Below are 11,750 nucleotides of genomic sequence, written 5' to 3' on the forward strand. Positions count from 1 at the left end.
TTGATTTTATTGGGTATTTGTCGCACTCGTCTGGCTGAGTGCTGCCTGGAACACGGCTACCAGCGCATCATTCTGCGATTGAGTTAGCGTCTGCCCTTTAGGGGTGATGAATTGTAAGCTACTGCGGTTATCAAGGTCACCGACTTGCAACTTATAATCACCTTCTGGCAATTCTGGGTCTTTGGCACCCAGTGCATCCCAGCTACTGCTACTCATGGATTTCACGGTAACGTTAATCGTGCCCAGCGGACGGCTGCGGTCAGTGACCTTCATGCCGACTTTTTCAAGTGCAGCAGGCAGACGTTCCCACAACACAGCATAAGGTGCGCGGACAATCAGTTGCGGCAAGCCAGTATCATCGCTGCCACTTTGAACATCCAAAGCGCCCACTTTACGTGCTGCCTGGCTACTTTCGCTATCAGAACGAACCTTATCCAAACCTGCAACAATGGCATTCAGCATTGCGCCGTTGTAGCGCTGGATTTCGGTATATTCGGTAACGGGTTTTCCACCTTGCTGTAAACCAAGGGATTTCACCACTAACACCAACTGATAACCTTGCTCCTGAACACTTATCTGATAACGCCCTTCAAACTGGACGTCTTCATCTGCGCGATTCCATTTGATCCAATCAGTCGTCAGGGTTTGGCTGGCATCCTGACGGCTGGCAATCGCCCAGTTGTTATCTTGAAGAACGCGGGTAACCTGCGCCCACAGATTACGATTTTGCGGGCTATTTTCTAACAATAGCTTGCTGGTATCGTTAGCATTTTCAGCGCGAGAACCGCTTAACAATGCCAATGGCTGTACCGGAGGACGGATATCCAACTGTTTGCCCACAGCGCCTTTGGTATTCACGGAACGGACATCATACTCGCCATTTTGCACGGGCAGGATCATACCTGCCGGAGAGTTAAGCGGTCTCAGACCTGGAGCTTCAAGATAAGACTCGTCACCGCCAACCTGGCGTTTGTAGCGTTGGTCAGTGGTGCAGCCTGCCAGCAGCATTGCCAGCGAAACCCCCACAACCGTAACCACCGTCGACTTTTGCAATGATATTGCCATCAAATTTCCCTAAGAGTTACAGCAAACCTGCGCTTTTCAGCGCGTCTTCCACAATCCGTTTAGACGGCTCAGTCAGTGGGGTCATTGGCAAACGCATACTGTCATTTGCCATTAATCCCAGTTGCTTCGCGGCCCATTTCACCGGAATTGGGTTTGCTTCTACAAATAAATGCTGATGCAACGGCATCAAGCGCTGATTCAAACGGCGTGCTTCTGCAAAGTTACCCTGTGCCGCCAGTGCACAAAGTTCAGCCATTTCACGCGCAGCAATGTTTGCTGTCACCGAAATAACACCTTTGCCGCCCAGTTGCATAAAGTCCAATCCGCTCGCATCGTCACCACTGAGCAGGATGAAATCTTCATCATCAACCAGCACTTGGATCTGACTTACACGACTTAAGTTCCCTGTTGCTTCTTTAACAGCAACAATATTTTTAATCTTGGCTAAGCGAGCAATTGTCGGTGGCAGCATATCGCAACCGGTACGCGATGGCACATTATAGAGAATTTGTGGCAAATCGGTACTTTCTGCAATAGCTTTGAAGTGCTGATATAACCCTTCCTGCATAGGACGGTTATAATATGGCGTCACTGTAAGGCAACCCACCACGCCGGTATTATTAAACCTTTGTGTGAGTGAAATTGCTTCGGAGGTGGCATTAGCGCCGGTTCCAGCAATCACCGGGATCCGGCCATCGGCCAGCTCGAGTGTCTGCATGACCACATCAACATGTTCGTCATGATTTAGCGTGGCAGATTCACCCGTCGTGCCTACGGAAACAATTGCCGCAGTTCCACTGGCTACATGATAATCGATAAGTTTCTTGAGGCTCGCACGATCGACCGCACCTTTGTCGTCCATCGGCGTTACCAGTGCAACTATACTTCCCGTAAACATCGGACTTCCCGTAAACATTGCCCACCCCCTCCTTAAACAAGTTCCTCATGGTACTTTTGACCTCTATCCAAAAGCAAGCAAACAACTGTGTTGTAAGCGCTTGGCAGCAGGTTTTTTTTGTGTTTACCATGGTAACCCCAAAGAGTATGACAGGAAGAGCGATTTTGCCGCAGCTTGATGAACATTATCTGGTCATTACCGCACTCGGTGCTGACCGCCCTGGGATCGTGAATACCATCACCCGCCATGTCAGTAGCTGCGGTTGTAATATTGAAGATAGCCGGCTGGCCATGTTTGGTGAGGAGTTCACATTTATTATGCTGCTGTCTGGCAGCTGGAACGCTATTACCTTATTGGAATCAACCTTGCCGCAAAAAGGCGCAGAGCTTGATTTGCTGATTGTAATGAAGCGAACCAATGCTCAAAATCAGAAAGCTATGCCTGCTACGGTATGGGTAAAAGTTGAAGTGAATGACTCACCCCATATTATTGAACGGTTTACCAATCTGTTTCATTGCCACAATATGAATATTGCGGAGTTGGTTTCCAAGACTCAACCGGCTGAAGGTGATATTCCTTCCCGGTTGCATATTCAAATCAGCGCACACAGCCCTGCCAGTCAAAATAGTTCGTTAATTGAACACGCTTTTTATCAGCTATGTACAGAACTTAACGCGCAAGGCAGTATTAGCGTGGTGAACTATCCACAGCATGATTCAAGAATGGAGAGTTAGTAATGAGCCCATTGAAAGCCGGTGATATTGCACCGAAGTTTAGTTTGCCTGACCAAGATGGCGAGCTGATTAATTTGGCCGACTTCCAGGGTCAACGTGTCTTAGTCTATTTTTATCCTAAAGCCATGACACCTGGCTGTACTGTTCAGGCCTGTGGTCTGCGCGATAACATGGATGAATTGAAAAAAGTGGGTGTCGAAGTGTTGGGCATTAGCACGGATAAACCGGAAAAACTGTCACGTTTCGCCGAAAAAGAACTGCTGAACTTCACCTTGCTATCTGATGAAGATCATCAAGTTGCAGAGCAGTTTGGCGTTTGGGGTGAGAAAAGTTTTATGGGTAAAACCTACGATGGTATCCACCGTATCAGCTTCTTAATTGATGCCGACGGTAAGGTGGAGCATGTGTTTGATAACTTCAAAACCAGCAACCACTACGAGATCGTTATGGATTATTTACGCCAAAGCGCCTAAGTAATGATGCACTCGCTGTTATCGATAACATATAAAAAAGAGCGCTCAAGCGCTCTTTTTATTGGCAACACTAATGGCTATCCCCAAGATAATTCAAGTACCGCAATCGCGGTAAGCCACTCGCCCACCGGCTTCAAGAACTAAAAAGAGCATTATTCAGCATCAGGGATAAATTCTTCCGGCCAGGCATGGATGACAGCTTTAACCAATGTTGCCAACGGGATGGCAAAAAATACCCCCCAAAAACCCCACATGCCACCAAAAATGATCACTGACAAAATGATGACCAGTGGATGCAGGTTAACCGCCTCAGAGAATAAAACCGGCACCAGCAAGTTACCATCCAGCCCTTGAACCACCAGATAGGCGACAAACAGTGTCCAGAAATCCGCTCCAATTCCCCATTGGAATAACGCCACCAACACCACCGGAATCGTCACAATCACCGCGCCAATGTAGGGGATCAGAACAGAAAAACCGACTAATACGGCCAATAACAGTGCGTAATTCATACCCATCACGAAAAAGACTACATATGTGGCAATACCGACCACCACCATCTCCACCACTTTCCCGCGAATATAATTGGTAATCTGCTGGTTCATTTCCAGCCACACTTGCCCAGCTAAACCCCGGTTACGTGGCAAAATGCGCCGCACGGCATTTAGCATCTGCTCTTTATCTTTAAGCAGGAAAAACAGCATCAGCGGCACTAAAATCAAATAGATAGCCAATGTCAGTAAACCGATTAATGAAGCCAGAGAGATTTTTACAACCGACTCTCCCATGCCCGAAAGCTTGCTGCGCAGATTTTCAGCCATCATATCGACAATGCCCGCATCCACTAAAGCGGGATAACGCGAAGGCAAGGTTTGAGCAAATCCATTGAATTTATTCAACATTTTTGGCATGTCGGAGATCAGATTATTCCCCTGCTGCCAGACAGTCGGTGCCACAACAAACACCGCCAGCAAGGCAATACTGCCGAAAACAACCAAAACTATACTGGCCGCCCACGGGCGCGAACAGCCAATACGTTGTAACCGGGCGGTTGGCCACTCTAATAAATACGCCAGCACAATTGCAGCCAGCAGCGGGGCCAAAATACCGCTGAAGAAGTAGAGAATGCAGAATCCAGCCAACAGAATAACCAGTAACGCGATAACCTGCGGGTCAGTAAAACGCCGACGATACCATTGTAACAACAGCTCTAGCATTCGAAATTGCTCCTTAAGTACCGTGAGGAATCCACAAATTAGCGAATTCCTTTAATAGCCCCAACAGACAGAGGCATAACCCGAGGGTATGTTTTATGCGCTAGCCATTCATTTATCGCCGTCATTTATCCAAATGCAGGGCTTTGGGCTGCATAACTCAGTTTATCCATTGAGTTATCTCAGCACATGGAGTGGCATGCCGCCGACCTGCAATGCGAAATCTATCGGGCATATGCTCTCCCTTTAGATAATTATTCCTTTATGACAGCAGGCTGACTAAGATGGTTACGAGTCTCAGTAATGGATAAAGAGCTTAACCTTTGCCCTATTTAAGACTATTTTTGTGATCTAACTCGCTTTCGTGATGATTGTACTGGAGAGCAGTGCAAGGAAGAAGAACTCTTACACATCTCGGAGTCTAATTGTCATTACATCAGCAAGGGCGACCTCGTTTATGACATATTGGTTAAGTAAAAAAAATCGGCTCAGTAAAACAAGTCGACTCAGTAAAACAGGCCGGCTAAGCAAGACAATCATTGCCACACTCCTGAGTAGCTTACTGCTCACAGGATCAATGTCGGTCAATGCTGAGACACAGACACAAGACTTACTGCCCGATATTGGCACCTCTGCGGGTGCAGTTTTGAGTATCGATCAGGAAAAGGCGATGGGGGATTTTTATGTCCGCCAAATGCGCGCCAGCACCCCCCTGATTTACGATCCGCTATTAACACAATATATCAATACGCTGGGTAACCGGTTAGTTGCTAATGCTTATTCAGTGCGTACCCCGTTTCATTTTTATTTGGTCAATAACGATCAACTTAACGCCTTTGCATTCTTTGGCGGCAATGTGGTGCTCCATTCTGCCCTATTCCGTTATACAGAAAACGAAAGTGAACTGGCATCAGTATTGGCTCATGAAATATCCCATGTCACACAGCGCCATCTGGCGCGGGCTATGGAAGAGCAACAACGAATGGCACCGCTGACCTGGGTTGGCGTATTAGGCTCAATTCTGTTGACAATGGCCAGCCCTCAAGCGGGTATGGCAGGGCTAAGTGGCACACTGGCAGGTGCCCAACAGGGCATCATCAGCTTTACACAGGGCAATGAACAAGAAGCTGACCGCATTGGTATTCAAGTGCTGCAACGTTCCGGATTTGATCCGCAAGCTATGCCAAACTTCCTGCAAAAACTGGCCGATCAATCACGATATGCATCTAAACCACCGGAAATGCTGCTAACGCACCCCTTACCGGACAGCCGCCTATCCGATGCACGTAACCGGGCCAATCAGATGAAGCCGCATCCCATTGCTTCATCACAAGATTATCTGTTCGCCAAAGTCCGTATTTTGGGCATGTATGGTTCAACGGAAAACAGTCTGACACCCGATCTGCTGGAAACCTTAAGTAAAGGCACCACCCGCGAGCAATTGGCGGCCAAATACGGCCAGGCCATTTTGTGGTATCAGGCAAAAAAATATGATGAAGCTCGCAATCAGTTACAACCACTATTAGCGCAACAGCCCAACAATATTTGGTTCCTCGATTTAATGACGGATATTGATTTGGGGCAAAACAAACCGGCCGCAGCTATCGAGCGGTTGCAAAAAGCCATCGCCGCAGAAAAAGATCAACAGCCGGTATTGCAGCTTAATCTGGCCAATGCCTATGTCGAGGGCGGGCAACCGGCGGCAGCTATTACATTATTAAACCGCTATACGTTCTCTAACCCCAATGATCCAAATGGTTGGGATTTGCTAGCACAAGCCGCAGCGGCACAGGGTTTGCGCGATCAAGAGCTGGCAGCGCGTGCAGAAAGTCTGGCATTGAGTGGCAAACTGACGCAAGCCATCGGCCTACTTAGTGATGCCAGTGCACGAGTGAAATTGGGGAGTTTAGAACAGGCTCGCTATGATGCCCGGATTGACCAGTTGCGCCAAATGAATGAGCGCTTCCGCAAATATCAGAAGTCCTAAGGAAAGTTACGATGAAAAACGTCACTATTTATCACAATCCCCGCTGTTCAAAAAGCCGGGAAACCCTCGCGCTGCTCGAACAACAGGGTATTAAACCGCAAGTGGTATTGTATTTAGATACCCCACCCTCAGTAGCGACATTAAAAGAATTACTGCAACAACTCGATTTCAGTGATGCCCGCCAATTGATGCGCACCAAAGAAGATCTCTATAAGTCACTGAATTTGGCTGACGAGGCTCTGACTCAGGAGCAATTGCTACAAGCCATGAGTGATAATCCCAAATTGATCGAACGCCCAATTGTAGTTGCTCAAGGCAAAGCAAGAATTGGCCGACCACCAGAGCAGGTGCTGGAGATTTTGCAGTAATGTTCACTTGGGATTTCAAGGGTCAAAAAATGTCCCAAAGTCATTAGTGTTGTTGATTGGCCGCAAATGAATAAATCCCGATGAGCTGACCCTGGCCAGTGATTCGGGTAAATTAATTCGAGTCAATAAAGGTAGCTAACCCCAACAATTCAGGATGTTACAACCCAAGAATATCCTTCACAAAAGGGATCGTAAGCTTACGTTGTGCAGTGATAGAGGCGCGATCAAGTTGATCGAGTGTCGTAAACAGCGTGCGCATTTCTCGATCCAGGCGTTTTAGCAGAAAACGGCCAACATCTTCAGGTAATTCAAAGCCTCGCAATTTAGCGCGTAATTGCAGAGCTTGTAATTTTTCGTCATCTGATAGCGGCTGTAATTTGTAGATTTGGCCCCAATCAAGGCGAGAAGCTAAATCTGGCAAGCCGAGGTTTAATTGGCGTGGCGGGCGATCACCGGTTATCAATAATCGGGTACGACCCGTTTCCACAATGCGGTTATAGAGATTAAACATCGCCATTTCCCACTGCTCTTCACCGGCAATACACTCAATATTATCAATACAAACCAGTGCTAATTGCTCCATGCCATCCAGCACTTCCGGCACGAAATAAGCGCGTTTATCCAATGGGACATAACCGACAGCCTCACCTTTTTGCGACAATTCAGCACAAGCAGCATGTAATAAATGACTACGGCCCCCGCCTTCACGCGACCAGAAATAGATATAGCTTCCATGAGACTGGTGAACAGCAGACTGGATCGCAGCTAATAGAGACGGGTTCTCCCCCGGATAAAAACTGGCGAAAGTTTCATCATCAGGAAGATAAAGTGGCAGTGAAAGTTGTGCCGGCGTATTCAGATGCACCTCAACCAACAAAACGGGCGGGAAAACAGGGTAAGTTTATCACAAAAAATTACAACAGCATAAAAACCTGTTCTTAGGCGAAAAACTGGCCGAACTGACAACATTGCTCGGCCAGATATCACGTTTATTTAAGCACTGACTCTTCTTCTGCTGCGTCGAAGATATCTTCTTCCTTATGGAACATGCTTATCACTTTGAACAACAGGCTCAAGCCAATGCCCACAACAGTTGCCAGCGCCATGCCTTTCAGCTCTGTAGCACCAATATTAACTTTCGCACCACTCACCCCAATTATCAGGATTACAGAGGTTAAGATCAGGTTTTGTGCTTTGTTATAATCCACTTTTGACTCGATCAACACGCGGATCCCAGAGGCCGCAATCACGCCGTACAACAACAGTGAAACACCGCCCATGACCGGCACCGGAACCGCCTGAATAGCGGCGGCCAGCTTACCAATGCAAGACAGTAGGATTGCCAAAATCGCCGCCCCGCCAATAACCCAAGTGCTATAAACACGGGTTATCGCCATCACGCCAATATTTTCGCCATAAGTGGTATTCGGTGTGGAGCCAAAGAAGCCAGAAATCACCGTTGAAATACCATTGGCAAACATCGAACGATGCAGGCCTGGGTCACGAATCAAATCCTTTTTCACAATATTCGCCGTCACCACCAAATGCCCGATATGTTCAGCAATAACGACCAAGGCCGCAGGTAAGATGGTCAGAATAGCGAACCACTCAAAACGTGGTGTATAGAAAGTGGGTAAGGCAAACCAATGAGCCTCACGGATCGGCGTTAAATCCACCACCCCCATCACGAATGACAAGGCATAACCGACCAGCACACCAATAAGAATAGGGATGATGGCAAAGAAGCCACGGAACAACACCGAGCCCAAGATAGTGACACCCAAAGTCACCATAGAAATAATGATAGTTGTTGAATCAACCGTCACGCCTTCAGCCGGTAATAAGCCCGCCATTCCGGCAGCAACACCGGCAAGTTCAAGGCCGATAACTGCCACAATCGCCCCCATAGCTGCGGGTGGAAATATCACATTCAACCAACCGGTACCGGCTTTTTTCACAATAAGCGCCACCAAACAGAACAACACGCCGCACATGATAAAGCCTCCCAAGGCGACTTCGTATCCTAGTGGGAGTAACAGTAAAACCGGTGAAATAAAAGCGAAGCTGGAACCCAGATAGGCCGGGATTTTTCCCTTACAAATAAACAAATACAGCAGTGTGCCAATGCCGTTAAATAGCAATACCGTCGCCGGGTTAATCTTGAACAAAATCGGCACTAAAACGGTGGCACCAAACATGGCGAACAGATGTTGAAAACTCAAGGGAATCGTTTGCAATAACGGCGGACGTTCACTGACCCCAATGGTGCGACGGCTCATCTTCTCTTATCCTCTGGCAAGGTTATTTATATTCTTGGATGGCAAATCAAAAAAAAGCCGACTTCTCAGTCGGCTATCAATGCTACTTGGTACCAAATATCTTATCGCCGGCATCACCCAATCCTGGGATAATGTAGCCTTGTTCGTTCAGGCCTTGATCTATTGATGCGGTGTATAACTCTACGTCTGGATGAGCAGCTTCCAGCGCTTTGATACCTTCAGGGGCAGCAACCAACACCAAGACTTTAATGCTCTGGCAGCCCGCTTTTTTCAGCAAATCAATGGTCGCAATCATCGAACCACCGGTTGCCAGCATGGGGTCGACAACTAATGCCATGCGCTCATCAATATTGGAAACCAACTTCTGGAAGTAAGGCACAGGTTTCAGTGTTTCTTCATCACGATAGACACCTACCACACTGATTCGGGCACTTGGCACATTCTCCAACACCCCTTCCATCATACCCAAACCAGCACGCAGAATAGGCACAACAGTAATTTTCTTACCTTTAATCTGTTCAATCTCAACCGGCCCGTTCCAACCTTCGATGGTCACTTTTTCAGTTTCCAGATCGGCGGTTGCTACGTAAGTCAGCAAACTCCCCACTTCAGACGCTAACTCGCGAAAACGCTTCGTACTGATATCATTCTCACGCATCAAACCAAGCTTATGTTTTACTAGCGGGTGTTTCACCTCAACGATCTTCATTATTTTTCTCCCGGTTAGGCGACTGGCGGCCAAAAAAATCGCGAGATTATACCGCCTTTTTTTTTGAACGCCACAATGAATAGCCTGATTCAGATCAATAGAAAATCATTATTAAGTCAAGCAAGCTAAAAATCAGGGTGATATCACAAGCTACTCGCAAACGTTTGCCTGCGCTGTTAGAATTGTCGCGTTTTCTTCAAAAGCTCAAACAGCCAACCGCCGTGGGGACCTCGCAGTGACCAACAAAACCGCTCTCAGCTATAAAGACGCAGGTGTAGATATTGATGCCGGCAATGACCTTGTTGATCGCATAAAAGGTGTGGTTAAACAAACCCGTCGCCCGGAAGTTATGGGTGGATTGGGGGGGTTCGGTGCCCTGTGTGCTTTGCCACAAAAATACCGTGAACCTATTTTAGTTTCAGGCACCGATGGCGTGGGCACCAAGCTGCGTCTGGCGATGGATCTGAAACGCCACGACACCATAGGCATCGATTTAGTCGCCATGTGTGTTAATGATTTGGTCGTTCAGGGTGCCGAACCGCTGTTCTTCCTCGACTACTTTGCTACCGGCAAACTGGATGTAGACACTGCCGCCAGTGTGATTACCGGCATTGCCGAAGGGTGTAAACAATCAGGTTGTGCACTGGTTGGCGGCGAAACCGCCGAAATGCCGGGGATGTACCACGGCGAAGATTATGACGTTGCTGGTTTTTGTGTCGGCGTGGTCGAAAAATCTGAAATCATCGACGGCAGCAAAGTAGCTCCAGGTGACGTACTGGTTGCCTTAGGTGCCAGCGGCCCACACTCCAATGGTTACTCACTGGTGCGAAAAATTCTGGAAGTCAGCAATACCAACCCAGAACAGACGCTGCTGGAAGGCAAATCACTGGCCGACCATTTGCTGGAACCCACCAAGATTTATGTGAAATCTATCCTTAGCTTGATTGAACAGCTGGATATTCATGCTATTGCCCACCTGACCGGTGGCGGCTTCTGGGAAAATATTCCGCGCGTGTTGCCACAAGGCACTCAAGCGGTTATCGATGAAAGCAGCTGGCAGTGGCCTGCCGTATTTAGCTGGTTGCAGCAAGCCGGTAATGTTAGCCGCCACGAAATGTACCGCACATTTAACTGCGGTGTCGGCATGGTTGTTGCTCTCCCAGCAGAACTGGCTGACAAGGCGGTTGAGTTACTGACTGCATCCGGTGAAAAAGCCTGGAAAATCGGGGTTATTGCCGCAGCCGATAAAGACGCTGAACAGGTTGTGATCAATTCATAACCGATAAATAAGAGACGGACAGCAGTGGCTTCTATGAAAAAAATAGTGGTATTGGTCTCCGGCCAAGGAAGTAACTTGCAAGCACTGATAGACGCCCAGCAACAAGGGCGTATTTCGGGCACAATCTGCGCGGTATTCAGCAATAACCCACAAGCTTATGGTTTGGAACGCGCGGCGCAAGCCGCGATTCCAGCTCACGCACTGGATGCCAAAGCATTTCCTGACCGTACCAGTTTTGATTTAGCATTAGCGCAAGCTATTGATCAATATCAGCCTGATTTATTGGTGCTGGCGGGGTATATGCGCATTCTCAGCCCGGAGTTTGTCCAGCATTATGCTGGTCGGATGCTGAATATTCACCCTTCCCTATTACCGAAATATCCCGGTTTGCATACCCATCGGCAAGCATTGGAAAAGGGTGATAAAGAGCATGGCACTTCGGTACATTTTGTCACTGAAGAACTGGATGGTGGCCCTGTCATCCTGCAAGCCAAAGTGCCCATTTTCAGTGATGATACCGAAGAAGATGTGGTCGAAAGAGTACAAACTCAGGAACACAGTATTTATCCACTGGTCGTGAGTTGGTTTACAGAAGGCCGCCTATTAATGAGTGATAACGCAGCCTGGCTAGATGGCAAGCGCTTACCTACCCAAGGCTACGCAGCAGAATAACCCCGCAGTCCAGTCAGTCTGGTTACCAAATAGATTAAAGTGCAAGCGAGTAAATCCCGATGAACTGACACC

12 protein-coding genes are annotated in these 11,750 nt (G+C 47.9%); 6 read left to right on the forward strand and 6 right to left on the reverse strand.

All coding sequences use genetic code 11. The features are described from left to right. Positions 1-6: 6 nt before the first annotated feature. Complete coding sequence (gene bamC / locus YROHD0001_RS04795) at positions 7-1,065, reverse strand: outer membrane protein assembly factor BamC (RefSeq protein WP_032817458.1); 1,059 nt, start codon at positions 1,063-1,065, stop codon at positions 7-9. A gap of 16 nt (positions 1,066-1,081) precedes the next feature. Next, positions 1,082-1,963: a 4-hydroxy-tetrahydrodipicolinate synthase gene (gene dapA, locus YROHD0001_RS04790; RefSeq protein WP_032817460.1), complete on the reverse strand. Its 882-nt coding sequence runs from the start codon at positions 1,961-1,963 to the stop codon at positions 1,082-1,084. Between the two features lie 164 nt (positions 1,964-2,127). On the opposite strand from dapA, the gene YROHD0001_RS04785 reads away from it, so the two are divergent. Together YROHD0001_RS04785 and bcp are read left to right on the forward strand one after the other, a co-directional pair. Then, on the forward strand, positions 2,128-2,697 hold the full coding sequence (locus tag YROHD0001_RS04785; RefSeq protein ID WP_032817462.1) for a glycine cleavage system transcriptional repressor: 570 nt from the start codon (positions 2,128-2,130) through the stop codon (positions 2,695-2,697). 2 nt (positions 2,698-2,699) lie between these two features. Then, positions 2,700-3,170, forward strand: a complete 471-nt coding sequence (gene bcp, locus YROHD0001_RS04780) for a thioredoxin-dependent thiol peroxidase (protein WP_004715729.1) — start codon at positions 2,700-2,702, stop codon at positions 3,168-3,170. Positions 3,171-3,322: 152 nt separating this feature from the next. Here bcp and YROHD0001_RS04775 read toward each other — a convergent pair whose 3' ends face one another. Beyond that, complete coding sequence (locus YROHD0001_RS04775; protein ID WP_004715730.1) at positions 3,323-4,387, reverse strand: AI-2E family transporter; 1,065 nt, start codon at positions 4,385-4,387, stop codon at positions 3,323-3,325. A gap of 454 nt (positions 4,388-4,841) precedes the next feature. Here YROHD0001_RS04775 and bepA point away from each other — a divergent pair, with 454 nt between their 5' ends. Continuing rightward, a complete protein-coding gene (gene bepA, locus YROHD0001_RS04770) occupies positions 4,842-6,371 on the forward strand; it encodes a beta-barrel assembly-enhancing protease (RefSeq protein ID WP_032817464.1) in 1,530 nt (509 codons plus the stop codon). A gap of 11 nt (positions 6,372-6,382) precedes the next feature. After that, on the forward strand, positions 6,383-6,739 hold the full coding sequence (arsC, locus tag YROHD0001_RS04765; RefSeq protein WP_004715733.1) for an arsenate reductase (glutaredoxin): 357 nt from the start codon (positions 6,383-6,385) through the stop codon (positions 6,737-6,739). Positions 6,740-6,896: 157 nt separating this feature from the next. On the opposite strand, the gene hda is transcribed toward arsC, so the two are convergent. The 3 genes from hda to upp all read right to left on the reverse strand — a co-directional run bounded on the left by hda (position 6,897) and on the right by upp (position 9,727). Beyond that, positions 6,897-7,604, reverse strand: a complete 708-nt coding sequence (gene hda / locus YROHD0001_RS04760) for a DnaA inactivator Hda (protein ID WP_032817475.1) — start codon at positions 7,602-7,604, stop codon at positions 6,897-6,899. A gap of 124 nt (positions 7,605-7,728) precedes the next feature. Next, on the reverse strand, positions 7,729-9,018 hold the full coding sequence (gene uraA, locus YROHD0001_RS04755; protein WP_004715735.1) for a uracil permease: 1,290 nt from the start codon (positions 9,016-9,018) through the stop codon (positions 7,729-7,731). Between the two features lie 82 nt (positions 9,019-9,100). Further along, positions 9,101-9,727, reverse strand: a complete 627-nt coding sequence (gene upp / locus YROHD0001_RS04750) for a uracil phosphoribosyltransferase (RefSeq protein WP_032817466.1) — start codon at positions 9,725-9,727, stop codon at positions 9,101-9,103. A gap of 235 nt (positions 9,728-9,962) precedes the next feature. Between upp and purM the strand changes: the two genes are divergently transcribed. Beyond that, positions 9,963-11,006: a phosphoribosylformylglycinamidine cyclo-ligase gene (purM, locus tag YROHD0001_RS04745; RefSeq protein ID WP_004715737.1), complete on the forward strand. Its 1,044-nt coding sequence runs from the start codon at positions 9,963-9,965 to the stop codon at positions 11,004-11,006. 33 nt (positions 11,007-11,039) lie between these two features. Next, a complete protein-coding gene (purN, locus tag YROHD0001_RS04740; protein WP_004715738.1) occupies positions 11,040-11,678 on the forward strand; it encodes a phosphoribosylglycinamide formyltransferase in 639 nt (212 codons plus the stop codon). The last annotated feature ends 72 nt before the right edge of the window (positions 11,679-11,750 follow it).

The organism is Yersinia rohdei ATCC 43380, from assembly GCF_000173775.1.
In the GTDB taxonomy this organism is placed as follows: Bacteria; Pseudomonadota; Gammaproteobacteria; order Enterobacterales; family Enterobacteriaceae; genus Yersinia; species Yersinia rohdei.